Here is a 25,127-nt window from a genome sequence, read left to right as displayed (position 1 = left end):
GGTAGGCAAGCCGCTGGTCCTGTGTTTAAGCGAAGGGCAGATGAGCGATCATATCGGTGCAAAGCTCACATATCCCGCGCTGCCAGATCATGCCACCTGCATGCTTGGGGGACAAAGGCTATGACAGCGACGAGTATCGCGCCGCCCTGAAGGCCAAAGGCATCACGCCATGCATTCCACTACGAAAGGGACGGATATTACCCGCCGGCTTCGACAAAACCCTCTAGCGGCGGCGCCACAAAATCGAGAATATGTTCGGGCGCCTCAAGGACTGGAGGCGTATCCACACCCGCTATGACCGATGCGCACACACCTTCATGTCCGCCATCGCAATCGCAGCTATCGTCATATTCTGGCTCAGTTAATGAGTCCTGACCCTAGTCGATGGGCGGCGAGTAAGTGGCATGAACCTCTCTCCCTCGCAAACAAACCGTTCCGGTGATTTATTTAAAAATACTATGGCAGATTTATGAGAGGCTGTCCGTAGATACTGGATCAGCAATGCGGACAGAGTTTGCCTGGCGGTTTTGCAAACTGCTTATTTTCATCCCTGCCGAGCCGCATCGAAATCCCCTTGCCAGATCAAGGCTTAGCCATACCGTTGGCCATCGCATAGTTAGAATTTTTTGGACTGGAACTGGAACTTGTAACTATTCGATCACTCGGGATGGCTGCCTGGCCTGAAAAACGCGGTCCCCCAGCGCATAAGGAACAAAGATCGAACAGGTAGGACCCATTTTATTTTTCATTTTTATTCAATGGTTTACTCAACGAATTTCACTCGAACGCATCGGCGGGGAAGTTGGAAATGCGAACGGCAGTGTATGTTGATGGCGGGAAAGACCAGCCTCCTGAGCGGCTTCCTTTTGCGACTTGGTACTCCCGCCCGCGCTAAGTGTGTCTTGTGCGCTTCCCTTGTGCGCCAACTGCTTGAGCAATTCTCCGCACCGCCTGATCGTCGGGTTTAAGAAGCGGCCGGGGCGAGAATGCCCCCGTCTCCCGGCCTAATCGAAACCCCCTGAAGGACTGGGAAAATCGACTATCTGGAACAGAGCACAACCACATTACAATTGTAAGACCCTTCAGGGCAGATACCGAAATAAAACGGCCGGGACGGGAGGGGCGTCCCGTTTGCCCCGGCCTAATCGAAAGCCTCTACGGGTGTGTGCGAATCGACTGTCGCGCACCAAGCATAGGCGCGCTGCAGTTGCAAGATTGTTCATGGTTAATACCGAGACAGAACAGCCGCCACCTTGCTGATAGCCCGCGGGCGACGGCTGGGGGTATACGGCCCGCCAGACCCATCACACGGACTGTACTCGCGCCAATATCGACCATTGATGGCGATAGACGCTAATCCCGAGAGCGGACATTGCCTACAAACTTCACTACAGATGATCCTACTCGCACGCGGGTTGCTGAACATCGTTGTTTGAACGGTGGTGATTGGACTGGAGGACGAAAAATTGACCGATTGCAGGACACGCACACTGCTGCTTGAGCAGTTTGACATGGCTTGGGCGTTAGCCTGGTATCATCTCGAGAAGATCCCAACCGAAGAATGCCTATGGGAACCCGCCGCCACCTGCATCCATGTTCGTCGGGCGAATTTCGGAGAATGGCGCCCGGACTGGCCTGAGATCGAAAACTACGAAATGGGACCGCCTTCGATAGCTTGGACAACTTGGCACATTTGCTACTGGTGGACAAAAGCGATTGCGCATCTGGAGGGTAACGTTGCAATCGAGGCCAGCGATGTACCTTGGCCAGGGGATGCCGAAAACGTCCGCTTGGTTATTCAAAACCTGCATGATCGCTGGCGCACGCTGCTTCAAAGCTACGACGAGTCCGCTCTTCAAGTCCGTCGCGAGAATAGTTGGCCTATCCCCAATAGTTCTCCGGATAGTATCGCAGCGTGGCTCAATGTCGAGTTGATGAAGAACGCCGCTGAGATCGGATCCATGAGATTCCTATATGCGGTGTCATAATATCTCCAGCAACTCTAGATCGCGCTTTCACAAAAGTGACATTGCCGCCAACCCTCTTTCGCTGAAGTGTCGTTTTGTCGGGTACGACTGCGATAAGACGCTCCCCTTTCACCCAGTTTCGTTCATTGGAACTGATCAGATGAATAATAAATGCAACTGGTCAGCTACCGCCCCAGTTGTGGTCGTTCGGACTGGGCCGTTAGGCTGTCTGCTTTTAGCGCAAAATCGGATTTTGGATATATAATGTACCGCAATCGATAATTGGCACCCCGATCATTCTGCTTAATCGGGGTGCAGATCATTTCATTTCTTTTTCATATCAAAACCGGTGAGGGACAGAAACTTCCACTGACCTCCACTGCGCACTAGCGTTTCGATTGTTCCATTCACTTCTGTCTCTGGCTTATCGGTGCCGCGCTGGGAAACGAACATGCCCGTATAATGGACAACTGCGGTATCACCGGTAACCGCGATCGCGACGGGGTGTATCTCGTATTGCAGCGTCTCACTTTGGCTATCGTTGAAGCGAGCCCATTTCTCCATGGAAGCTTTCCCTTTTGGTATGGGAGACTCAGCGGACCAACTCACAACGTTATCATGAACATATGCATCGGGCCATTTGCCATTTTTGGCAACTTCATCAACATATGAGTCAGATACGACTTTCCAAACCGCCATTTGTTCTGTGGTCCATGACGGTGTCTGAGCCTGCGCCACAATCGGCGCACTCATTGCCATCGCAATCATCACAGTTGCGGCTAAAATCTTTAATTTCATAAAAGCCCCCTAGTTTAACAATAGGTATCGCGCATCAATATGTGCGATCATACCTTGGAACCGGAGTGGTTCGGCGCGACCCGAACGATCGTCCAAAACAGGACATAGGAAGACTATCACCTACGCTTCAATCTGTCCATGCGGCTACGCTGGAGAGGCTTGAGGTCCGCTATAAAATTCAGCGGTCATTGCGGACACAAAAGTTGTCGTTCCGCTTCCGCCCCAAATCCGGTCGTTCTGATGTAGCGCGATTTGACTTAGCCAGCTTCGCTCATTATCTTTATGCGGGCTTACAGGGGGATGAGGTATGCTGCGTTTGGTCAAGGCGACACTGGTGTTGTTTATCGGTCTTCATGCCCTTTTCTATGCGCTGCAAAACGTTGCCAATCTTTCAGCAGCACATGGAGCTCTGGTATACGTGATGGGTGGAGCAGACCATGAGGTTTATGCCAATACGATATTCCCCAAATTGAACGATCCAGTGTTCGCATGGGCAGCGTTAGGCCTTGTCCTGACTGGAGAACTTGCTGTGGCGTTTTTTGGGATCAAAGGTGGATTGGATCTATTCAAGGTCCGAAAAGGAACAAACGAAGAGTTCCATTCAGCGAAACATGCCGGCGTCATAGCTGCTGGGTTGGCGCTTTTAGTCTGGTTTGGTTTTTTCATGACGTTTGGCGCAGCCTTCTTCCAGATGTGGCAAACGCAGGTCGGCACAGGCTCGATGCAAGGGGCATTCATGTATGCCATGGCTTCGGCCATCACCATGCTATTCGTCTGTTTGACTGACGATTAAAATAAACAACGTGGTCTCGCAATGGCCGCTTGCCAGCGAGTTTGCCACGTAAAGCCGCGACCTTGTTGAAATAAAAGAAGCCAGTCGGTAAGCGACCCATTCGCGGACTTCGCATTGTAATGGTGATACATTATAGTGCGCGGTTCTTTAAGAAACTAGACGATCACGAATTGCCACCGAGTTCACTCCGGCGAGACCGCCTGATACCAACTGATTGATTGAGGTCGAGCCTCCAACTGATACGTACTCAATCCATTTAATGAATCGGCAACCGAAAATCAGTCGCGCGTGAGCGTAAAATGCCGAATTACGGCGATCTCGCGACCCATCATATCACCAGTGAAATGTAAGAGGCCGAAACCCATTTGCATACTCGGGAAATTTACAATGACTTTCATGTTCATGGTACCCATTCCATTCAAATCGAAATCGAGGTCGCCAACGAAGCCTGGCATTTTCCCCCATTCGCATGGCAAAAGGTCATTCACATCCACTTCCACGATATCGCCTTGGTGAGGCACCTTGAAATCGTTCGGCAAGTTTTCCGCTACGGATTGGGGAGCTAATTCCATGCGCTGGGGCCCTTGATCATTGTCCCCTAACATGATGAGAACACCGTTGCCGGCGTACTCAAACTCCGCGGGCTCTTGATCTTCATCCATTATTCCGATGTTTCGCGATCCGACTGTCCCTCCCCCGTTCTTGTTCGTAGCGGTCCATTTGCCGGCCAACGGCTTCGCCGTATCCATCGCTAGCTGTTGACACAGGTCGCCGGGAATAATGTATTCGCCGGGCTCATCGTCTGCGAGTGCAGGCGCAGCCATTCCGGCCAAGGCGATTGATAGAACAAGGTGACGCATAATGCTATTCTCCCAAGAACTAGGATTGTCGCATAACTCAGTGGCCCACGCAAGTTGTCCAAGATTGGCAATACATGGATTTAATGCGATCCAGTCAAGGGCACCACAGAAGACCGCTCCCCACCCACTTGCAGACATAAAAGCTGATCAGATGGAAAATACATGCGGCTGGTCGGCTTTCGCCCCAAAAATGCGGAAATCACGGCTCGAGCTGAGCAACCCGACGAAGGTATCCATGAACAGCCGCTATTTCGGCATCAGAAAAGTGCTTGTATCGGCCAAGGGCAACTTCGCTCATTAAGCTGACATCCCGTTCACCGATTGCCTTGCCGTCGCGCAGCAGGTGGCGGAATTGATCAATGTCGTAGGCGGCTACTATCCTCAGGTCGGGACGCATGGTTGCTTCTGGGTAAGGCTGTCCTCCTCTCAGATTCAGCCCATGACATTCCGCGCAAGTAGCCCTCACAATATACCGACCGAGCGCGTGCGCTTTACCCGCGTCTGGCGGCCAGATAGCCGCTTTTTCTGCCACTTCGGCTCTTGAGGACGTGTATGTGCCAGAAGCAATTTCTAGCCGAGCAGCTTCCTCGAATACTGGCTCATCATGCACTGGGCCCTCGGCAGTTTTACTGCGCAAGAAGGCGATGACGGCGGACATGTCCTCCTTGGACAGCTGGGCGAAAATTTGGGATGGCATCTCCCATAACTCGCGATCAGCGCGCGCTCCGCTCCGGATGATCTTTGCAAGCTCCGCATCCGTATAGCGCGGAACAGATCGCGTCAGATTGGCGGTCCATAGATTGACGAATCCTGGTTCGCTCCAATCCTCTCCTATCAGGTTCGAACCATGGCAACCAGTGCAACCCAGAACATCTGCAACCCGTTCGCCGTGGGCGACCAAGTCGGCAGACACCCGTTCAAACTGGGCGGTGTCTTCGACAGGGTTTTGCTCGCGCTGATCCGTGCAAGACGTACTGAAAAGGACGACAACCACGAACAGCCAGTTGATGTGCATCTCATCCATCTCCTGCCGTGCAATCTGCAAACTAGGGCGTAGAGCTCCTACGTCGGCAAACGACTCAATTGCCACCATTTTGGCATTCTGGTATAATATTAAAAAAGGGCGAGGGTCTATGTTTATCCCGGTTTGGTTGATCGTCATTGCCTCTATTTTTACTGCAATTTTCATTGCATGGAGCATACTTGCAGCAAACGGGCGCAACCCGTTGCCTTTTCCAGATCAGGGCTCGCATATTTTCGCCGCCACCTCGCCCGAGGCTAAAGATATCCTCGTGGCATTGCTTGCTACGCATGGAGTGCGTGAGCGCTTTCAGATGGACAGCAGTGGCATTCAGCGTTCGATCTTGTGGGATGGCACTATCATAAACTTTTCGCCTCAAGATGTCTTAGACAAGCTCGAGGGGGCGACTTCCTGCATCGGACTGGTCAGTGACAATCCGGAAAGAGCCGCAAATGCCGCAGCAGAGTTTCTAAAATCTCGAGGCTTCTATGCGAAAGTCGTGACCGATGCCGAACCAAATCTGCCAATCGCTTTCGTTCTGACTAGCGCATTTTCCGGGACAGCGATCAACTTTCGTAAACATGTTACGAAGATGCCGCGCCCGAGTTAATCGATGACCGCTTACCACCCAAAATCGGTCTTTCGCGCCTCACGGTCGTCCACCGCAAGCGGACCCGCTACGTCGTGCTGTGCTATGCCAAAAGCAGCGTGATAGGGACCGTTCCCGAAGCGGACTCTAGCTCCCCACCAACTTGACGATGCTGGGTCGGCACGATGTGAGGTTGACGTGAATGAATATGAAATTGGTCGATTAGGCTGAGGACCCTCAGTGGGCATGGTATCAGGGGAATGGGACATGCATTGCTCAGACCAGCCACGATTGATGCGCCATGTTGCATCCATGTTGCATGGACCTGCCGACACTAAACAGAAAACGACGGAAATCAGCGAAACATGATGCAACACGATTGCAACATGGGATGCAAGACCACCCTAACCCCATATCCTATCAAACCATTGTTTTTATTAGCAATTATTTGGTAGCGGAGGAGGGACTCGAACCCCCGACACATGGATTATGATTCCACTGCTCTAACCACCTGAGCTACTCCGCCAACCGGTTCCGGCGATCAACTTGACCGCTCGAAACACTGTCTGGACCGCGGCGCTATAGTCACAGCGCCGGGTCCGGTCAACAAGCTCTAGCGAGAAAATACGCTAAACCTTGCACGGCCGATGCGATCCGCGCTAACAGCGCTTTCCAAGCCGGTATCAGGCACCAAGGGACGGATATGAACGCATTTTATGACATCTTGATTGTAGGCGCCGGCCACGCCGGTGCACAGGCAGCGATCGCGTTGCGCCAGAAGAAGTTCGAAGGCACGATCGGGCTGGTGGGAAACGAGAAATACCCGCCCTATGAGCGGCCACCCTTGTCCAAGGAATATCTTGCCGGGGAAAAGCCGTTTGACCGCATCCTGCTGCGCCCGGAAAGCTTCTGGGTCGAGCGCGAGATCGATCTGCTGACCGGACGCCGGGTGTCGAAACTGGATCCGGTCGGCAAGACCGTGACCTTGGCCTCCGACGACGAAATCGGCTATGGCAAGCTGATCTGGGCGACCGGCGGATCACCCCGCATGCTCGATTGCCCGGGCAGCCAGGCGCGCAATATCCATGCCGTCCGCTCGCGGGCCGATGTCGACAAGATCATGGCCGCCCTGCCCGCGGTCAACAAGGTGGTCGTCGTCGGCGGCGGCTATATCGGGCTGGAAGCGGCAGCCGTGCTGACCAAGCTGGGCAAGCAGATTACCGTCGTCGAATCACTCGACCGGGTGCTGTCCCGGGTGGCCGGCGAAGCGCTCTCCCGCTTTTTTGAGGCCGAGCACCGGAGCCACGGCGTGACCATCGAGCTGGACGCCACCGTCGCCGGTTTCGAAACCGGTGAAGACGGCATCGCATCCGCCGTCTTGCTGGGCGACGGTCGCCGGCTGGAAGCGGACATGTTCGTGGTCGGGATCGGGATTATTCCGGAAACCGGACCGCTGGTGGCGGCAGGCGCAGCGACGGGCAACGGCGTCGACGTCGACCAGCATTGCCGCACCAGCCTGGAAGATGTCTATGCGATTGGCGATTGTGCTGCCCACAGCAATGCCTTTGCCGAAGGCGCGATGATCCGGCTCGAGTCAGTGCAAAATGCCAATGATCAGGCGAAGGTCGCTGCAATGGACATATTGGGCGAAGATGCCGAATATGACGCGGTCCCCTGGTTCTGGTCGAACCAATATGATCTGAAGCTGCAAACCGTCGGCCTGTCGACCGGCCATGACAGCTATGTCGTGCGCGGCGATCCCGCTTCCCGCAAATTCTCGGTCATCTATTATCGCGATGGCAAGGTTGTGGCGCTGGACTGCGTCAACGCCACCAAGGATTATGTCCAGGGCCGCAAGGCGGTCGTCGAGGGACTCAATCTGGACAAGGACGAACTGGTCAACACCGAGATTCCGATCAAGGAAGTCGGCATCCACTAGCGCCGCTTTTACTGAGCTGGAAGCGTTGGCACGCCCGATGGGGTTCGCGCTAGCAAGCTCTGACGCCAATCCCGCTCCCTTCTCCCGTGAGGGAGAAGGATGAGGAGACTTGGCAGCTTGCTGCCTAGTCGTAGCTGGATGAGGGTGTACTGCGCTTCAGAGGACAGAACACCCTCATCCAACGCCGCCTAATTCGCTGCGCTCATAAGGCTCTGTATCCTTCTCCCTCGCGGGAGAAGGGAAAACCAAGGCCCCTGCCGTTCCGGTTCTGGATAGCCAACCCGCGGAAACAGCATCTAGCGCCCCCGGAATGGCCAGACGCCGATGTCCTGCCAGGGCCCGTCGAGATAATAATGCAGTCCGATGCCATGGATGGTGAAGGGACGCGGCTCGAACGTGCTGTTGAGTTCGTCGAGCAGCCGCTTCGCCTCGGCCGGAACGACCTTGTTCTGAACCGTGACATGCAGCCGCGGCTTCTGTTGATCCTGGGCGGTCAGCAAACCGGCAAAACGGTCCGCGAGGTCCATCCTCAACTCGAGCAAATCCGGAGCGTGCAACTGGTAGGCGACGCCGCGCCCGAGATGGATCAGGCCCGATAGCGTCGCGGCCGGCTTCGGCAGCTCTGCCGTGAGCACGACCACCGCCGCCCTGATCTCGTCCAGCGCCTGCGGCGGCAGATGGTGGAACAGGGTGACATGGGCACTGATCTGGTTCCGTTCCGGCGGGAAATAGCGCCTCCGCAAAGCGTCGGCCCAGGCAAAATCCGCCTTGCCCATTTGCGCCGTCATGATGATGGGTTTGTTGAGGCGCTCCATCGCGCCACTCTATCGCGCAAGAAAAAAACCGCGAGCAATTTCTTGCTCGCGGTTTCCTCGGGGGGGACAGGGATTTTCTAGGCGGCTTTGCGGGCGGCTTCGTTTTCGTCCAGCCAGTTCAGCAGATTTTCGGGGGTCGATTCGACATAGGGATCATTGTCGACACCCTCGTCGTTGATACCCGGCTCTTCGAACCAGGCGCTGACAACGCCGTCATCGGCAATCATCGAATAGCGCCAGCTGCGGTCGCCGAAACCGAGATGGTTTTTCTTGATCAGCATGCCCATCCGGCGCGTAAAGTCGCCCGATCCGTCCGGCAGCAGCTTGATCTTTTCCAGGCCCAGCGACTTGCCCCACTGGTACATGACGAACGCGTCGTTGACCGAGATGCAATAGACCTCGTCAACACCGCGCGCCTTGAACTCGTCATAGAGACGCTCGAATGCCGGGCACTGCTCGTTGGAGCAGGTCGGGGTGAAGGCTCCCGGCAGCGAGAATACGGCAATGCGCTTGCCGGCGAACAGCTCCTTGGTGTTGACATCCTGCCAGCGGAACGGATTCTCGCCATCGACGGATTCGTCCCGTACGCGGGTTTTCAGGGTAACATGGGGGATATTTCTACCAATCATATTTGGCTCCTTTTGGTTATGGTTGACGGCCGGTTGCCAGCAACAGCATGATCGATCCAATTGCTTTTTTACAACAGACTGATCGTCGGAATCGATCAACGTCCGGTTTCGCTTGCAACCAGCCCGTTCCGACCTCAAAATTAGCCGAAACGGAGAGGGAGAATGAAGATGATGGATCAGGCAAAACCGCCCATCTGGTTCTGGATTGTCGGGGTGATTGCCCTGCTGTGGAACGGGATCGGACTATCGGCCTATTTTGGTCAGGTGATGATGAGCGCAGAAGATTTCGCCGCGCTGCCGGAAATGCAGCAGGATCTGCTGGCTGCGCAACCGATATGGTTCACGGCTGCCTTCGCGATCGCCGTTTTTTCCGGTTTTGTGGCATCGGTGTGCTGGTTGTTGAAAAAGCGGATCGCAGTACGACTGTTTCTGGTCTCGTTGCTCGCCGTGATCGTCCAGTTCAGCGGCTATTTCATCCTCGACGGCTATACGGAACAAATGGCGGCCGCGGGCTGGCTGATGCCGGGACTGATCGTGATTTTCGCGGTCGTGTGGCTGCTGATTGCACAGCAGACCGAAAAGATGGGCGTTTTGCGATAGGTCAGGTCGATGTGCTGAACGGCGTGAAATCGGTGTCGTCGTCGTAGACGTCAATCCCTTCCCGCCGTTTCAGCCAGCCAACCACCGCATAGGTCACCGGCGTCAGCACCACTTCCCAGAGCACTTTCAGGAGCCAGTTGGTCACCATGACCGTGATTACCGCAGAGCTTTCCCAGACGCCGAGAAAGGCGAGTGGATAGAAGATCAGGCTGTCCACCCCCTGCCCGACGACCGTCGACCCGATGGTACGGCTCCACAGTGCTTTGCCCTTCGTCCAGACCTTCATCCGCGCCATGACATAGCTGTTGACGAATTCGCCAGCCCAGAAGGCAACGATTGACGCTGCGACGATACGGGGCACCTGACCGAACACGCTCTCATAGGCCGCCTGCCCTTCCCAGCCGTCCGCCGGTGGCAGCGACACCACCACCCAGCTCATCAGCGCCATGAACAGCAATGCCGCAAAGCCCGCCCAGATGACGCGTCGGGCGCGCGCGTAGCCATAGACCTCGGTCAGCACGTCGCCGATCACATAGCCGAGGGGGAAGAATAATATGCCGGCTCCGTAAATCCACTGCTCGCCGCTGATCATTATGAAGGTGGGCTTGGCGGCGCCGATGACATTGGACAGCAGCAATATCGTGACAAAGGCGGCCATCACGAAATCATAATAGCGGAACCTGTGCCCGGCCTGGCTGGAAGCGGTTGTCCGCTGGATCGGGCTATCGGTCATTGTCCGACCTTAGCCGGCGCGCAAAACATTTCAACAATTATGGCGCACGGCACATATCACGGTTTGCAGCCGGTCAAAAGACCGCTAAAGCCCATGCAATCATGCGCCCGTAGCTCATCTGGATAGAGCGCGAGACTTCTAATCTTGAGGCAGCAGGTTCGAGTCCTGCCGGGCGCACCATTTTCCTGTTTGCGACAGCCGCGACAATCACCCAATCCATCGGCGAAAAAATGCTGTCCTACACCAGCAGCCATGGCTTATTGTCTCGCACGGTCCTTGCCGCGGTCAGGACAGGCTCTTTGATATTTTGAATAAGACGGCGGGGCGAGCGGCTGCCTGTCTCATTCGAGCGGGTAACGAAAAATGAAAGGTCACACTCGGCCCTTGGCTGGTCGCTGGAAAAGGTCGGAAATCTGCGTCGCAGGCACAAAGGTCACGGAAAATAAAAACGTCCGCTGTTGTCAGGTTCCTATCCCGCCATGCGCGCCACTGTTTTCTATTTTCCGAACCCCCTCTGGACCGCGTCCATCGGCTCCGATGTTATGGGATAGCCGATGCCCTCCGGGATGCAGAGATGCACGCCATCAGCGCGCTTCTCGATATTCGGCGATACCATCACGCAGGGATGTTGCTGCACATGCGCGACGGCCTCGTCGAACGACGTGAACTGGGCCAGGCGCTCGAGGTTGCGCTTGGTCGGGAAGATGATCTTCACCTCCCCCGCCTCGGCGCGATCAAGGACCGACTGCGCATTGCCCCAGAACAGGTTGTAATTCTCGGTCTCGTCGACCGTCGCCTGCGCCTGGTGGTCATCATGCGAGATCATGTAGAAGCGGGTGTCGAACACGCGCTTTTCCGCGAACGGCGGGCACCAGCGGGAGAAGGGTATCAGCTTCTCAAGCTCCAGTTGCCAGTCGAACTGGTTGCAGATGTCGGCGAGATTGATGCCCTGGTGCAGCGCTTGCCGTGCTTCGGAAACGCGGCGGGCGTTCAGATCGCCCTCGACCGCCACCGCAATCCCGGTTTCCTCGATCGATTCCCGCACGGCCGCTATGCGCGCGCCATATTCCTCAACATCGTCATGCCCCAGCGTCCTGGCATAGTCGAAATCCGCATCATCGATCCGGCCGCCGGGAAACACCGCGGCGCCTGCCGCAAAGACCATCTTTGCAGACCGTTCGACCATGAGCAGGTCGGGCGCCGTGCTGCCAGGCTGGTCGCGAAAGATTACGAGCGTCGACGCCGGTATCGGCTTTGGCATGGGCTCGCCGGTAATTGCGTCGAGCACGGGCGGTTGGCGGTTGGGTTCCTGTTCGATCATATTTTCATATGAACAGCAAACGGACATCATTGCAAAGTCTTTTGAGCCGACGACCATCGCCGGAAGTCGTTTGCCAAAACATTGCACCCATGGCAGACTTCTCGCATGGGCATTGTTGAGCTACTGGGTCTGGCGGGGAGTATCAGCCTGATATCGGGCTGGCGTCTGTATTTGACGATATTCGTCACCGGGCTCGCCATGCGGCTGGACTGGATCAGCCTGCCGGAAAATCTTCAGGCGCTGGATAGTCTCGCCAATCCGTGGGTGCTGGGAATCAGTGCACTAGGGGCTATCGCCGAATTTTTTGCGGACAAGATTCTCTGGCTCGATAGCCTGTGGGATACGCTCCACACCGCGATCCGGCCGCTGGGCGGCGCGCTGCTGGCGCTTGCCGTGGTCGATGCCGGCGATCCCGCCTGGCAGGTCATTGTTTTTCTGCTCGGCGGCGGCGCAGCGTTGATCAGCCATGGTGCAAAGACTGGTGCGCGCGCCCTCGTGAACACCAGCCCGGAACCGGTCAGCAACGCGCTGGTTTCCACCGGCGAAGATGTTGCAACGGGGGGACTGCTGTTTCTGGCCTTCGCCAATCCGGTCGCCGCCCTGATCATCGCGCTCGGCCTGCTGCTGCTGAGCCTTGTTCTGCTGTACAAGGGCTATCGGCTCTGGCGAAAGATCGTCGCGCGCGGCAGCTAGCGCTGTTACTGGGAGGGCAAGCCAACCCAAATGCTGGCCAACCGGCCAATTCACAGGTCCGGCAGTTTTTGCTTCACCTTGCCCCATTGCCTGAGATCTTTCTGGTTTGATCGTTCGATCAATGTCGCCGCATCGGCAATCGTGAAATAACCGCCCTTGTCAAATTCACCGAGCTTGTCCCAGCTGACGGGCGCGGCGACCGGGGCCCCCTCCCGGGCTCGAGCGGAATAGGGAACCACCGACGTCGCACCGCGCTGGTTTCGCAGCCAGTCGATAAAAATTTTTCCCTTGCGCTTGTCCTTGGACATCGTCGCCGTGAACCGGTCCGGCTCTGTCTGCGCGAGAGCGGTCGAGAATCGTCGCGCGAAATCCTTGACTTCCGGCCATTCAGCCTCGGGTTCCAGCGGAACCACAACATGAATGCCCTTCCCGCCGGAGAGCATCGGGAAGCTTGCCAGGCCAATATCGGCCAGCGCTTGCCCGATATCACTCGCCGCCTTTCGCACTGCGGCAAAATCGATCTCCTCGTCGGGATCAAGGTCAAACACCATGCGGTCCGGCCGCTCCAGTGCAGCAATCTGGGAACCCCAATCATGAAATTCTATGGTTCCCATCTGGACGCACGCCAATAGACCACCGATGCTCTCGATGTAGAGATAATCCTCGGCTCCCCCGTCCTTTTCCGTGATCGGCACATTTTTCACCTGGTCGCCAAAGCTGCCGGCGTCGTGTTTCTGGAAGAAGCATTTCTTGGCGCGGCCCTGCGGGCAACGCACAAGGCTAACGGGACGATGCGCGATCCATGGCAACATCAGCGCGCCGACATTCTCGTAATAGTCGGCGAGGTCCCCCTTGGTGGCGCCGGCATCGGGAAATATCACCCGATCGCGGCTTGAGATTTTGATGCCGGACTTGTCCTTTCTGCTGGATTGGTGGGGCATCGACCGCTCCGGTCGCACCTCGCTCGCTGGCTTGTCGCTGCGCAGCCCCACAAAACTGCCGTGGCGCACCCGGCCCTCGCCGGTGAACTCGGAAAAGGCAATTTCCGCCACCAGCGTCGGCGTAACCCAGTTGGCATCGCGACTTTCGGCCTTGGGCACATCGGCGGGCGCTGTCTTGCGTGCAAGACGATCCATCTTGCCCGCCAGTTCCTCCAACATCTCGTCGCCAAAGCCGGTGCCCACGCGGCCCTTGTAGACCAGTTGCCCTCCTTCATTCTGCCCGAGCAACAACGATGCGAACGGCCTCCCGGCCTTGTCTGAGCTTCGCCATCCGATGATCACGAACTCCTGCCGTCGGGTACATTTGATCTTCAGCCAGTTACGCGTACGCCTGCCCCGATAGGGCGAATCGGCGCGCTTGGATATAATGCCTTCCTGCCCCGCCTTGCACATCGCCTCGTATAGTTTCTCGCCAGCACCGAAAATATGGTCGGCCATCCGGATCGTGCTGCCGCCGCCCGCCACAAGGCTCGCGAGCCGGTCCTTGCGCTCGATCGTCGTGAGGGCGGCGAGATCTTCGCCGTCGCTTTCGAGCAGATCGAAGGCAAAGAGTGTGACCCCGCCGGTGTCGTGCTTCAGGGCGGTCTGCAATTCCGAAAAGTTCGGATTGCCACTGCCATCGAGCTTGACGATTTCCCCGTCAATCAGCGCCGACGACAGATCGAGCCTGCCGGCAGCTTCCAGGATTTCCGGAAACCGCTCACTCCAGTCCTTGCCGGAGCGGGTGTATATGCGTGCATCGGAACCGGCGACAGCCAGAAGGCATCGATAGCCATCATATTTGATCTCGTGGAGCCAGTCATTGCCGGTCGGGACATCGCCGACAAGGGTGGCCAGCTGGGGCTTGCGAAACCGGGGCGCGGAAAAGGAGCGGGGCTTTTTCCTGCGAGTGGCTTTGCTCGTTTTCGGCTCCTTCCTGTCCTCCTGGGCTAGGATCGCCTGAGACAGCTGCCCCGTCTCGTCTAGGGGCAAGGAAGCGCTCTCGTCGTCTGCGGCAATCTGCGCCATCGTTCGCCCGGTTTTCACGCTTGTCAGGGCGCGCACCACCAGATCATCGCTGCCCCCTGCATGATCATCTTCAATCTTGCGGAGCAGCCAGTTCTCCCGTTTTTCCTTGGCCTTTCCTTTCATTCGAACGAGCAGCCATTCTCCCCTCATCCGCTCGCCTTCGAGGATGAAATGCAGATGGCCTTGTTCGAGATCGCTGGCGCTCTTGCCTTCGACTGGATACCAGATGCCGGAATCCCACAGCATGACAGTACCCCCGCCATATTCGCCCTTGGGGATCGACCCTTCGAATTGCGCATAGGACATCGGGTGGTCTTCAGTGCGGACGGCCAGCCGCTTGTCATCAGGATCGAGGCTCGGTCCCTTGGTCACCGCCCAGCTTTTGAGCACGCCGCCCTGTTCCAGCCGCAAATCATAGTGCAACCTCGTCGCGGCATGCTTCTGGACGAGGAAGCGATTTCCCTGTCCCGCGGCAACCGTCCCGGCGGGCTCGCGCGTCTTGGTGAAATCACGCTTCTGATTATATTGTTCGAGGAGATCGGATTTCTTGGCCATCGATCATTTCGATTTGCGCTTCTTGCCAGCACCGTCACCGTCGACGGATTTCTTGAGAGCAGCCATGAGGTCAATGACGTTGCCGCCCGCTTCTGCCCCCTCTTCGACATCCTCCAGTATTTTCTTGCCGCCGGACTTGCGCTTCTTGGCAATCAGCGCCTTCAGGGCGTCAACGTAACGGTCGTGATATTCCCCGGGATCGAACGCGGCGGTCTTGTCCTCGATCAGCTTTTCGGCAAGAGTCTGGAGTTCCTTGTCCGGCTTGATGTCTCCGAGACCCTCGAAATAGCCATGGGCCTTTTTGACCTCGTCCGCATAACGGAGTGTTTCCAACACCATTCCGTTGCCGCACGGCTTCAGGCTCACGACATGCTCCTGTCCCCGGACGGCAAGCTGCCCGACGCCCACCTTCTTCGTTTTTCTGAGGGCGTCCCGAAGCACCACATAGGCTTCTTCGGCCAGTTCATCGGCCGGCACCACGTAGTAGGGCTTTTCATAATATAAAACGTCGATGTCGGTAGCATCGACGAACTGGGTCAGCAGCAAGGTTTTCTTGCTTTCCAGCTTGACCGCGTCGATCTCATCCTGGTCGAGAAGGACATAGCTGTCCTTTTCATATTCAAACCCCTTGATGATTTCGTCGCGGTCAACCGGGCCGATGCCAGGCACCGTCTTTTCGTATTTTATGCGCTTGCCGGAAGGTTCATGAATCTGTCGGAACGATATCTGCGCGCCGCTTTTTGTCGCCGCGTATATCTCGACTGGAATGGATACCAGCGCGATCCTCAACTGCCCCTTCCAGTAAGCCCGGGAGGCCATCAGTCAGCTACCCGAACCGCGCGCGTCACGTCTTGCGCAAAAGATGTGAAACCAGACTGACCGCAAGCAACGCCAGGAATATGTAGAAGACGATCTTGGCAATCCCGGCCGAAGCCCCGGCGATTCCGCCAAAGCCAAGAGCGGCAGCGATGATGGCGATGACAAGGAAAATGATAGCGTAACGTAACATGGATAAACTCCTTAGCGAGATATTTGACTGAACGCCCTGCATCGAAATTGGTTGCGAGGCGATTCTCTGGGCGAAGAAGAAACAGCCGGCGCGAAAGTATTTCGCCTGCTGCTCTTCGGTGATCACACGAATTTCCTTCTCGCGCGACCCTCCCCCGACCTATTGTGGCGGATCCAGCAATTCGATGATCTGGCTGAGCAGACTTTCCTGCTCGGCCAGATGCGCTTCCTGCGAAGCAGAGATCGGCTCAGAGCTGCTCATTCCTTCGGATTCGGCATAGAGGCGGCTATCTAGGTCCATCTTCCAGCTTTCGAGCAGCGTTCTTTTTTGCTCCTGATCCAGCGTATCATCCCGGATGATATCCACCGGTGTGTCATAAGCCAAATAGCCGGGCTTGCCCTCTTCGTCATTTTCCGTTTCACGTTCCTTGGTCATCGCAAGCTCCTCCTTGGTGCTCGACGATCAACCCCCGGAAGAGCCGCCGGTTCCTGCCGCCGATTGATTTTCGCAGCCGCGCAACCTGCGCCGCACTCCGGCGTTTACGCAGAGAAGAGGATATAGTTGATGAGTATCGAAGAAAATCAATCGCGGTTTCCCGTGAGCGATGCCGCAAGCGGCCGGTTGCAACAGGCGCTTCACGGCGATGGCGGCTCCATTGTCGGAAACTAGTCGCGCCGCGCAATCGCTGACCGCAGAACTCCGCTTCTGGTGGCCAAACCGGCAGACCGCCATCCTGCGTGCATGGCTCGAAGAAAAGGGCATTCCGCTCGCTCAAGCAAGCGAGCGGGCTGATATCTACCTTCCCACCGACACCGGATCTCTCAATCTGAAACGACGGGACGGGGGCAAAATCGAGATAAAGTCGCTCGTTCAACAGCAGTCGATGGCAGCGCCATTCGCCGGTGAGGAACGATGCGAAATCTGGGTGAAACATGTTCTTGGCAGATCGTCCCTGGACCCGGGCCCACAGCTAACGATCGCCAAGACCCGCTGGCTGGCGTATCTGGACAAACAGGGCCAGATCCTCTCCGATGGAGAAACCGGGTCGTCCGGTTGCCAGATCGAATTGAGCGAAGTCCAACCGGAACGCGGGCAGCAAATCTGGACCAGTTTCTGTCTCGAGGCGTTCGGTGATCCGGACGGGTTGCCGGAACGACTGGATGCCGCCGTGAGAAAACTCGGCGAACTGCCCTGCCCCGAGCAGAGGCCGCTGGTTGCGAGCTATGCGGAATGGCTGCACGAGGAAGATTATTTTGACGTTGCCTAGCAAGCAGGCGGTTCGCCCCACCATCGCCAAACTGATATATGTGTCTGACCAGGAACCGGGCATCTCGCGGGTCAGGCGCGGCAAGGGATTTCAGTATATTCTCCCCGACAAAACGGTGCTGACCGACGGCGCCGAACGGGCGCGCGTAATCAGGTTGGGCCTGCCGCCCGCCTATACCGACGTCTGGATCTGCGCGCGAGCCAATGGTCACATCCAGGCCACAGGAATGGACAGTGCCTCACGGAAGCAATATCGCTATCATGATGATTGGCGAATGTTCCGGGATCAGCAGAAATTTGATCAGCTCGCGGAATTTGCTCGGGTATTGCCCCGGATCAGGCGCAGGGTCGGGGCTTTGCTCAACACCAGGGGCAAAGCCAATATCTTCGGCAAGGAAGTCGCCATAGCCGCTCTGGTGCGGCTCATTGATGGCACCGCCATTCGCATCGGCGGCAGGTCCAAGGCAAGCAAGGGAGCCACCACGCTCGATATGAAAAACGTCCGGTACGAAGACGGCCAGTTGAGGCTGCGGTATCGGGCCAAGGGCGGCAAGCGTGTCCAATGCAGCCTCAGGGATACGCGCCTGCAAAAAATACTCGAAGTCATCGACGATCTTCCGGGGAAACGGCTGTTCCAGTACATCGGTATCGACGGCGAAGTGCATTCGCTCAACAGCGGCGATGTGAACGAGTGGCTCAAACAGGTTTCCGGTTTGGATAGCGTGAGCGCCAAGATGTTTCGCACATGGCACGGAAGTGTCGCCGCGATGGAAGCGATCCGACAGAGCGAGAAGCCGACGATCAAAATAGCGTGTGAAGCGGGCGCGAAGGTTCTGCGCAACACGCCCGCCATATGTCGGAAAAGCTATATTCATCCGGAAGTGCTCGCCCTGACCGAACTTGCGGCAGACGAGCGGGCCCTGATTCTGGATAAAGCCAACGCGCGAATAAATGGCCTGCGCATCGCCGAAAACCGTTTTGCCGGCTTGATGTCATGGGCCGCCGGTCAGAAGCCAGGCAAGCCTTTGACGGTTGAATAGCCGGTTGGCGACGAATATTGGCTAGGCCGCATCCGAAGCGACAGGAAACCAGCTGGAATCGATTCGCTCGAACCGGTTTTCGAACTGCGTCAGTTCGCTCAGACCGGTCTCGTCATTAATTTCGACCCGGTTTCGAGTCACGCTGATCAATCCGCTGGCCGTCATTTCCTTTATCAGGCGATTGACATGAATATGGGAAAGCCCTGCCACGTCCGAATAATCGATCTGGGTAAGGGGCAAGAGGATCGCCATCTTGTTCTGGTCACTGCCCAGCCTGACGCGGGTAAGGAGCGACAGAAACAGATGTGCCAGCCTCCCTTTTCCGTTCGTATGCCCGTTGGCACATAGGCGATCGACGAGATCAAGGTTGTTGAGGCCGCTCAGCGCAAACAGGAGCGCGGCCAGACGCGGCTGCTCCTGAAAGATCACCCCCAGCCGCTCCCTGGGCAAACGGCACAGGCTGACATCCGTGATTGCCCGCACCACCGATGTCGCATTGCCGGTAGCGAGCGAGGCGGTGCCAATAATGTCTCCGGGAAAGTAAATCTGTATGATCTGGCGCTCGCCATTGCCGTAATAGCGATAGGATATCAAGTGTCCGCTCCGGACAATAAAAAGATCATTGGTCCGTTCATCCTGATCCGTGATTATCGTATCGACGCTCAAATTCTCTGGGGTGCTTTCAATATCTTCGAGCACCGCCGTTTCGCCATCGGTCAGCGCAATATAATTTCCAAAATGTTCTGCAAGGCAGCTGCTGCTCATTGGGGCTAAAGCTCTCTTCGTCTCAAGAGGGAATTGACAGTCCGGAACACAGTGGGTGAACCATAAAATCGAACAGGAATATTCAGCTACTACATTCACTCCCTGCCACAATTGCTTAATGTTAATTTTGAAAATTTTTGTTCAAATTCAGTCAGTTTTTCGCAGAATGGCAACATTTTTGACGGGGCGAGGACGCGCTTGTCGATCGTCATGCATTACCGATGACGGCAGGCGAGAAGCCACTTCATCGCGTCATCGCGAAGGATCGGATGATCGCGCGAGAGAAAAAAGCAAAGCGCTTGATCAGGCCATCACGGAGGTAAACGTCGAGTTTCGCAGGGCCCGCATTACGGTCCCTTTAGACATTTGATGCGCGGCCAGTGGACGGCGCTCCGTCCGTAGTGGGATGGGTCACAATATGTTTGCGAGGTCCCTTCCGGTATCCGTAGAAAAACCGAAAATGTAAAATGGTCGGGGAGACAAGATTCGAACTTGCGACCCCCTGTACCCAAAACAGGTGCGCTACCAGGCTGCGCCACTCCCCGACGCGCGCCTCCCCTAGGCTGTGCTTATGCTAAAAGCAAAGGGTTTTTCATGCTTCTTTTCACTGCCGCGAAAAGACAGGATATTTCTTGTGCTGGAAGAAAATGGTGGGCCCGGAGGGACTCGAACCCCCGACCTAGCCGTTATGAGCGGCCAGCTCTAACCAACTGAGCTACAGGCCCGCATGAGCAGCTTTGTTCAGGCAGATCTCATTACGATGGTCCGATAGCGGAAGCCGTTGCGCTTTGGCAAGAACGATCATCAATTTTCACCGGCTGGGCGCAAGATCGGCTATCCGCCTTTCGTTGCGGCCACCAATTCGGGCACAGCGATCGGCTTCACGTTGCGGACCGCCAGATGGTCCAGAACCTCGCGCCACCAATCGTAAAAATGGTCGAGATCGTCCTTCGTCTGGACGTAGGGCGTATGACCGGCAGCCAGCGAGGGAGAGTGGAAAGAAAAAACCAGCAAGCGCAAATCGTCGTCCAGCGCCACATCGATCGCCTCCTTCGTCTCGCGCGCGGACACCCCTTCCGGGGTCAGCGGGATGCGTTCGAGCATCTTGCTTCGGGACAACAGCGCATTCGCCAAGGGTGACCTGTTCATGATTCGAGCCGGCAGCCCCGGTTGCTTCCGAAGAAGGCCGGAATAGACCGTGGTCAGGGGTATTTCGACCAGCGCCTTGTCGTCATCCCACCAGAACGGCTCGGAATCCAGCGCTAGAAAATCCGGCCCCCCTTGCCCGCTATAGTCAAACCGCGGGCGGATGCTGCTGTCCATCACGAACCCGTGCTTGCGGAGAATATCGATCGTATGCGGCCCGATCCCGTATCGGCCGGCGCGGTAGATCGTTGGATTGAAGCCAGTTTTCTCGCGGATCGCATCCCGCAACCCCACCAGCTTTGCCTCTTCCAGTTCTCTGGGCAGGTTTCCCGCGAAACTGTTGTAGACATTGACCTGTTCATCAAATGGCGGATTGATCCAGGGATGAAGATGAACCCCGACTTCGGCGGTGCCGTTTTCGGCAACGGAACGCAGAAACGCAGCAGCCTCGTCATTGTCGATAATAGAATAGTCGACAAAATAGGCCGGGCTTATTCCGTATTTCTCGACGAACTGCTGAAACCGTACCAGTTTGTGAACAGAAATGGTCGTGTGACCGCTGCGCTGGAAAGGCGCGTTCCAGTCAAATTCCTCTTCGGTGTCCACCGACAGCAGGAACCGCTTGCCGAACCGTTCCGGCCAGCGAACCTTGCGTTCGGGTCTTGGCGATTGAATCGGCTTGGAGTGTTGTGCAGAAATCTCGGTAGCCTCCGTTGTCCGGGCATTCTCCCGAAGACCGGGCCCCGGAACCGATCGCCTATTCCGATTCCCGGATGACGATTTTGCTAGTCGCGGCCGCAGGAAGGGTCAAGGCAATGTTTTCGGGGCTTATCGTCAGCGAACCGCCGGCAGCCTGGGCCAGATTTCGCACCAGGCGGAGCGAGAAACCAAGTCCTAGCAATGACGATTCGCCCCCTTCTCCGTCAATTCCCTGGGATGGATCGAGCAGGACAGTTTCATCAATGCCCTTCGTCCGTGATGGCCGGGACAATATAAAGCGGTTGGCGGGCTGCACCCCTATGCGGGTACGCAATTCGCCCTTCAGCGTCTCGCCCTTCTCGCAGGAAATAATCGCCGCCGACAGCAGCCGGGCAAAGATCCGTTCGACGGATTCGCCGTCGAGTGCGAATGGCCGAACCGGCTCCGCCTTGCTGATGTTCAACTCCACCACGTTGCTCTGAGTCAGGCCCTGCAACCGCTGCATCATCCGCTCGAACAGCCAGTCGGCCTTGGTTGTCCCGTTCGATTCCGGCAGCTGACCCGAATCAACCTTCACGGCAATGTCGAGATCCTCGAAACCCGCCAGCAACCGGCGCGCCTCGTCCATGATATTGCGCGCCAAGGAGCGATATTCATAGGAAGCCGGGCCAAACAGCTGTTGCTCGATAATCTCGCTGAAACCGATCACCGCGTTCAAGGGCGTGCGCAGCTCATGGATCAGTTGCTGCAGCTGCTCGCGGCGCTGAACGTCGATGCCACTGTGGGCGGCATCCTCGGCCATGTTGGGGCGGCGCATGATGCCGCGATACCCCTCGAACCGTCCCGTCTCCTCGCTGAAATAGGGAATCGCGCTCATCCGCCATGCACCGGCGACAATGGCGGCGCCGCAAAGCCGCATCCGCGCATTTTCCATCGGCATCCGCTGGCGAAAGGCCGCTGCGCCATAAGCGTCAGGGCCTGGACCATCATCAAAGGCGGGCTGGGCTATAGACACACCCACTATTGCCCCCCTTGGTGGTCCTTCGGTCCAGTTGACCGTGCCGGTTTCGTCGGTTTCGAAGCGAATGGTCTCTAGCGATTCGACAAAGAAGCTCCGGTCGCCGTCCTCGCGGCTGGCTTCCCGTCTGGTGTCTGCCGGGCGATTTTTCTGATAGTCCGCGATCTTTTCGACCAGCGCGCTGATCTGGGATTCTGCCACAGTTTCTTCGGACGAGGCGGGCTGTTCGGCCGGGAGCTCGATCGACGGTTCCGCTGTATCTGGCGGTTCGGAAGGCAATGCGCGCGAGCCGATTTTCGGCATCGGCTCGGCCTCCTCGGTATCCGGAAGGGCAAACCCCTTCGCCTGTAACCTATTTTGCGCCCGAGGCGATAATCTCGGGAACGCATCGGCACAGATGTCCGCGCTTAAGTCTGCGGCGGATATTGCCGCATCGCAGACCGCATCCGTATCAGCGGTCAGATATACGAGCAAAGGTGCGGACCGCAGCCGTCCATTCAGCGACTGGACCGCCGCCACCCGCTCTGTTTCGGGCACCCGGTCGTGCAGATCCCGCAGGCGCATGAGACCGGCCTGCACGTCGTGGTTGCCGAGGTCGCCGGGTTTTTGCGCCAACAGATCGACGACCTGCCGCCATTGCGTGGCTGCGCCCTTGCCTTCTGGCAGGCTCCCCTTGAGCACGGTTGTCAGACGGTCATCGAAGCGCAATATTCAGGTCCCGAGAATAATTGGTCTATCCAATTGTTAATCGGGTGATAACCCTTTCCGGTGACAACTGAAAGCGGGGAAAATGTCTCGTCACAATGTGGGACAAAGGAGATAGCATTGCTTGGCCGACTTATTATATTATAACGATATAATGATTCGCGAACGGATATTACATTGCCATGGCTGATACCAACCTAGACGAAATCGACCTGAAAATCCTGCAGCGCTTGCAGGATGACGGGCGGATTACCAACGTCGAACTCGCCAACAGCGTGGGATTGACTGCTCCACCCTGCCTCCGGCGGATGCGGGCGCTCGAAGATGAAGGGGTGATCAACTCCTATCATGCTGCCATCAATCCGGCGAAAATGGGATATACCATCACGGTTTTCGCCATGGTCAGCCTGAAGAGCCAGGCCGAGGCGGATCTGCAGGCCTTCGAAGAGCATGTGCAAAAATTACCCGAAGTCCGCGAATGCTATATGCTTAACGGCGAAATCGATTTTATCCTCAAGGTCGTCGCCAGGGACCTTCAGCAATTTCAAAGCTTCTTGACGAGCCAGCTGACCGCCGCCCCCAATGTCGCCAGCGTGAAGACATCGCTCACGATCCGGTCGGCCAAGCATTTGCCGGGTGTGCCTATTCAGGAATAAGAAAGGGCGCCGATGGCGCCCTTCCTGCATTTTCAATTGTACGTCCGTTCCTGATCAGGTGGCAGGCTCTTCCGTGGTCGCCGCAGGCTCTGCTGTAGCGGTTGCCGGTGCAGACTGCTGATCGATCCATGTCGTCCACATCGAAGCGAGCGGCGCGCGTACGCCCGAAACTTTCGCAAAGGCCTGCTTCGCTTGGGCCATGTCACCCGCATAGGCGTGCGCTGTGCCGATTCCGATATAACCGCGATCCATGTCCGCTCCCGGCTTGGCCAAACCTGCCTCGTAGAAGGCCACGGCCTTGTCGTAGCCCTTGTACCCCAACCAAACGTCGGCGAAATTCATCATCACCGAGCTGCTTCCGGAGCCTTTGACCGCCGATGGCTGTGCCGGCAAGGAAGCCTTGTCAGAAGAAACCTGGCTCTGGGCCGGCTTCAGTATTTCGGAAACCAGCGGACTGGGTTCGCTAATGACGCCCTTTTTCTTGCCGTCCTCGAGAACAGCAACGACTTCGCCGAACAGGTTCTTCCGCTGCGCCTCTTCGGCATATTCCTTGTAGTCGCGCGTGGTCTTGAGCGAATCCGTCGCCTTCATGAAACGCAACACTTCAAGATTTTGGGTGCTGTCGGCTTGCGAGGTAACACGGTTCGCCGCCACGGCGTCCCCCCAGGAGTCGCCCGACGGGTAGGCCCCAGCCCATTTCGTCGACCAGGCAGCGTATAGATTCTTGTCCTTGCTCGCCAGGGCGCGATCGCGCGCCAGACGATACCAGGATTCCGGCGCCTTGGTCGACGACGCATTGGCATTTTTCATGATCTCGTCCCACTTTGCCAAGCCTTCGGCATACATGTTCCGCTTGAAATAGGTCTCGGCCAGCAGGGGCTCGATATTGTTCGCGCGATAGCCCAGGTCATAGGCTGTCTGGAAATATTGGGCCGCATCGGCCCAGCGCTCGTCGCCATAGGCGAAATTGCCGGCGAAAAAGTTGAACCCGGGCAGCTGCTCTGCGCCGGTCCGTCCGCTGCGGAGCGAGGCGAGAATGCCCTTTTCCTGCAGCGCTGTGTCCTTAAGGGTTCCGCCGAGCTGGATGGCAAGTTGACCGGCCACGAACAGATCATCGGGCGCCAGGGTCTCGGTGAGCAGGGACTCAACCAGCGGCTTGGCGGTGGCCGGTGTCTCCGTCGCCATGGCAGCCTGGATGGCAGCCACTTTCGGCCGCACTTCCTTGCTGATCTTGACTTCGGATTCCTTTTCTTTCTTCTTCTTCGCTGCATGAGCGTCCTGCGGCAAAGCGGTTACCGCAAACGTGCCTGCGGCCGCCAGCGCGACAGCCATCGAAAGGTGAGATAAAAAACGCATGAATATCCTCCGGATGATTATTATAAGGGGAAAACAGGTTTCCCGGAATATGGTTGCACCACACACTCTTGGCCCTATTACCAAGCTTTGATCTCTTTTCTAGAGATAATCCGCTGAATAGAGGTTGAACGGTCGCGGTGCGGCT

25 protein-coding genes and 4 tRNA genes are annotated in these 25,127 nt (G+C 56.8%); 11 read left to right on the top strand and 18 right to left on the bottom strand.

Annotation, left to right across the window (positions count from 1 at the left end):
• Window positions 1-242 precede the first annotated feature (242 nt).
• Together V7650_RS18190 and V7650_RS03975 are read left to right on the top strand one after the other, a co-directional pair.
• Entirely contained in the window at window positions 243-365 is a 123-nt protein-coding gene (locus V7650_RS18190) for a hypothetical protein (RefSeq protein ID WP_442955258.1), read from the top strand.
• Window positions 366-1,442: 1,077 nt separating this feature from the next.
• Window positions 1,443-1,988, top strand: coding sequence for a DinB family protein (locus tag V7650_RS03975; protein ID WP_335654932.1), 546 nt, complete (start codon window positions 1,443-1,445; stop codon window positions 1,986-1,988).
• Window positions 1,989-2,291: 303 nt separating this feature from the next.
• Here the strand turns inward: V7650_RS03975 and V7650_RS03970 are convergent, their stop codons facing one another.
• Complete coding sequence (locus V7650_RS03970) at window positions 2,292-2,765, bottom strand: hypothetical protein (protein WP_335654931.1); 474 nt, start codon at window positions 2,763-2,765, stop codon at window positions 2,292-2,294.
• Window positions 2,766-3,072: 307 nt separating this feature from the next.
• Here V7650_RS03970 and V7650_RS03965 point away from each other — a divergent pair, with 307 nt between their 5' ends.
• Entirely contained in the window at window positions 3,073-3,558 is a 486-nt protein-coding gene (locus tag V7650_RS03965; protein WP_335654930.1) for a DUF2165 family protein, read from the top strand.
• 278 nt (window positions 3,559-3,836) lie between these two features.
• Here the strand turns inward: V7650_RS03965 and V7650_RS03960 are convergent, their stop codons facing one another.
• Both V7650_RS03960 and V7650_RS03955 read right to left on the bottom strand, forming a co-directional pair.
• Window positions 3,837-4,418 carry a hypothetical protein gene (locus V7650_RS03960; protein ID WP_335654929.1) on the bottom strand — a complete coding sequence of 194 codons (582 nt, stop codon included), beginning with the start codon at window positions 4,416-4,418 and terminating at the stop codon, window positions 3,837-3,839.
• 199 nt (window positions 4,419-4,617) lie between these two features.
• Complete coding sequence (locus V7650_RS03955; RefSeq protein ID WP_335654928.1) at window positions 4,618-5,442, bottom strand: c-type cytochrome; 825 nt, start codon at window positions 5,440-5,442, stop codon at window positions 4,618-4,620.
• Between the two features lie 109 nt (window positions 5,443-5,551).
• On the opposite strand from V7650_RS03955, the gene V7650_RS03950 reads away from it, so the two are divergent.
• Window positions 5,552-6,049: a hypothetical protein gene (locus V7650_RS03950; RefSeq protein WP_335654927.1), complete on the top strand. Its 498-nt coding sequence runs from the start codon at window positions 5,552-5,554 to the stop codon at window positions 6,047-6,049.
• Window positions 6,050-6,477: 428 nt separating this feature from the next.
• Here V7650_RS03950 and V7650_RS03945 read toward each other — a convergent pair.
• Window positions 6,478-6,554 (bottom strand) — tRNA-Met (locus V7650_RS03945).
• Between the two features lie 177 nt (window positions 6,555-6,731).
• Here V7650_RS03945 and V7650_RS03940 point away from each other — a divergent pair.
• Window positions 6,732-7,967, top strand: coding sequence for an NAD(P)/FAD-dependent oxidoreductase (locus tag V7650_RS03940; protein ID WP_335654926.1), 1,236 nt, complete (start codon window positions 6,732-6,734; stop codon window positions 7,965-7,967).
• Between the two features lie 296 nt (window positions 7,968-8,263).
• On the opposite strand, the gene V7650_RS03935 is transcribed toward V7650_RS03940, so the two are convergent.
• Window positions 8,264-8,782, bottom strand: a complete 519-nt coding sequence (locus V7650_RS03935; RefSeq protein WP_335654925.1) for a 2'-5' RNA ligase family protein — start codon at window positions 8,780-8,782, stop codon at window positions 8,264-8,266.
• Window positions 8,783-8,859: 77 nt separating this feature from the next.
• On the bottom strand, window positions 8,860-9,411 hold the full coding sequence (locus V7650_RS03930; RefSeq protein WP_335654924.1) for a peroxiredoxin: 552 nt from the start codon (window positions 9,409-9,411) through the stop codon (window positions 8,860-8,862).
• A gap of 162 nt (window positions 9,412-9,573) precedes the next feature.
• Between V7650_RS03930 and V7650_RS03925 the strand changes: the two genes are divergently transcribed.
• On the top strand, window positions 9,574-10,011 hold the full coding sequence (locus V7650_RS03925) for a hypothetical protein (protein ID WP_335654923.1): 438 nt from the start codon (window positions 9,574-9,576) through the stop codon (window positions 10,009-10,011).
• Window position 10,012: 1 nt separating this feature from the next.
• Here V7650_RS03925 and V7650_RS03920 read toward each other — a convergent pair whose 3' ends face one another.
• Window positions 10,013-10,744, bottom strand: coding sequence for a queuosine precursor transporter (locus V7650_RS03920; protein ID WP_335654922.1), 732 nt, complete (start codon window positions 10,742-10,744; stop codon window positions 10,013-10,015).
• Window positions 10,745-10,847: 103 nt separating this feature from the next.
• On the opposite strand from V7650_RS03920, the gene V7650_RS03915 reads away from it, so the two are divergent.
• Window positions 10,848-10,924: transfer RNA gene (locus tag V7650_RS03915), tRNA-Arg, on the top strand.
• A 316-nt stretch (window positions 10,925-11,240) separates the two neighbouring features.
• On the opposite strand, the gene V7650_RS03910 is transcribed toward V7650_RS03915, so the two are convergent.
• The gene (locus V7650_RS03910) at window positions 11,241-12,065 is read right to left on the bottom strand and encodes an NUDIX hydrolase (protein WP_335654921.1); all 825 of its coding nucleotides are present in this window, start codon (window positions 12,063-12,065) and stop codon (window positions 11,241-11,243) included.
• 105 nt (window positions 12,066-12,170) lie between these two features.
• Here V7650_RS03910 and V7650_RS03905 point away from each other — a divergent pair, with 105 nt between their 5' ends.
• Window positions 12,171-12,758, top strand: coding sequence for a DUF4126 domain-containing protein (locus tag V7650_RS03905; protein WP_335654920.1), 588 nt, complete (start codon window positions 12,171-12,173; stop codon window positions 12,756-12,758).
• A gap of 50 nt (window positions 12,759-12,808) precedes the next feature.
• Here the strand turns inward: V7650_RS03905 and ligD are convergent, their stop codons facing one another.
• From ligD to V7650_RS03885, 4 genes are read right to left on the bottom strand one after another with little or no spacing between them, the layout of a single operon-like run.
• A complete protein-coding gene (gene ligD / locus V7650_RS03900; RefSeq protein ID WP_335654919.1) occupies window positions 12,809-15,322 on the bottom strand; it encodes a DNA ligase D in 2,514 nt (837 codons plus the stop codon).
• 3 nt (window positions 15,323-15,325) lie between these two features.
• Window positions 15,326-16,141 carry a non-homologous end joining protein Ku gene (ku, locus tag V7650_RS03895; RefSeq protein ID WP_335654918.1) on the bottom strand — a complete coding sequence of 272 codons (816 nt, stop codon included), beginning with the start codon at window positions 16,139-16,141 and terminating at the stop codon, window positions 15,326-15,328.
• Window positions 16,142-16,166: 25 nt separating this feature from the next.
• Entirely contained in the window at window positions 16,167-16,457 is a 291-nt protein-coding gene (locus tag V7650_RS18185) for a DUF1328 domain-containing protein (protein ID WP_442955253.1), read from the bottom strand.
• Between the two features lie 33 nt (window positions 16,458-16,490).
• Window positions 16,491-16,766 (bottom strand): hypothetical protein, encoded by a 276-nt coding sequence (locus tag V7650_RS03885; RefSeq protein WP_335654917.1) that lies wholly within the window; start codon window positions 16,764-16,766, stop codon window positions 16,491-16,493.
• Between the two features lie 208 nt (window positions 16,767-16,974).
• On the opposite strand from V7650_RS03885, the gene V7650_RS03880 reads away from it, so the two are divergent.
• Window positions 16,975-17,598: a hypothetical protein gene (locus V7650_RS03880; RefSeq protein ID WP_335654916.1), complete on the top strand. Its 624-nt coding sequence runs from the start codon at window positions 16,975-16,977 to the stop codon at window positions 17,596-17,598.
• A complete protein-coding gene (locus V7650_RS03875; protein WP_335654915.1) occupies window positions 17,555-18,637 on the top strand; it encodes a DNA topoisomerase IB in 1,083 nt (360 codons plus the stop codon). The genes V7650_RS03880 and V7650_RS03875 overlap by 44 nt, the downstream gene beginning before the upstream one ends.
• Window positions 18,638-18,658: 21 nt before the next feature.
• Here V7650_RS03875 and V7650_RS03870 read toward each other — a convergent pair whose 3' ends face one another.
• The 5 genes from V7650_RS03870 to V7650_RS03850 form a co-directional block, all read right to left on the bottom strand.
• On the bottom strand, window positions 18,659-19,501 hold the full coding sequence (locus V7650_RS03870; protein WP_335654914.1) for a Crp/Fnr family transcriptional regulator: 843 nt from the start codon (window positions 19,499-19,501) through the stop codon (window positions 18,659-18,661).
• Window positions 19,502-19,870: 369 nt separating this feature from the next.
• Window positions 19,871-19,947: transfer RNA gene (locus V7650_RS03865), tRNA-Pro, on the bottom strand.
• A 103-nt stretch (window positions 19,948-20,050) separates the two neighbouring features.
• Window positions 20,051-20,127, bottom strand: a tRNA-Ile gene (locus V7650_RS03860).
• Window positions 20,128-20,236: 109 nt separating this feature from the next.
• Window positions 20,237-21,154: a polysaccharide deacetylase family protein gene (locus V7650_RS03855; protein WP_335654913.1), complete on the bottom strand. Its 918-nt coding sequence runs from the start codon at window positions 21,152-21,154 to the stop codon at window positions 20,237-20,239.
• 151 nt (window positions 21,155-21,305) lie between these two features.
• Entirely contained in the window at window positions 21,306-22,973 is a 1,668-nt protein-coding gene (locus V7650_RS03850; protein ID WP_335654912.1) for a sensor histidine kinase, read from the bottom strand.
• A gap of 179 nt (window positions 22,974-23,152) precedes the next feature.
• Here V7650_RS03850 and V7650_RS03845 point away from each other — a divergent pair, with 179 nt between their 5' ends.
• Window positions 23,153-23,626: an Lrp/AsnC family transcriptional regulator gene (locus V7650_RS03845; RefSeq protein WP_335654911.1), complete on the top strand. Its 474-nt coding sequence runs from the start codon at window positions 23,153-23,155 to the stop codon at window positions 23,624-23,626.
• Window positions 23,627-23,680: 54 nt separating this feature from the next.
• Here the strand turns inward: V7650_RS03845 and V7650_RS03840 are convergent, their stop codons facing one another.
• Complete coding sequence (locus tag V7650_RS03840; protein WP_335654910.1) at window positions 23,681-24,982, bottom strand: hypothetical protein; 1,302 nt, start codon at window positions 24,980-24,982, stop codon at window positions 23,681-23,683.
• Window positions 24,983-25,127 lie beyond the last annotated feature (145 nt).

This window comes from Parasphingorhabdus sp., from assembly GCF_036964565.1.
Lineage (GTDB): Bacteria > Pseudomonadota > Alphaproteobacteria > Sphingomonadales > Sphingomonadaceae > Parasphingorhabdus.
Note: the sequence above shows the minus strand (reverse complement) of the source record. Positions and strands in the feature narration are given on the sequence as shown.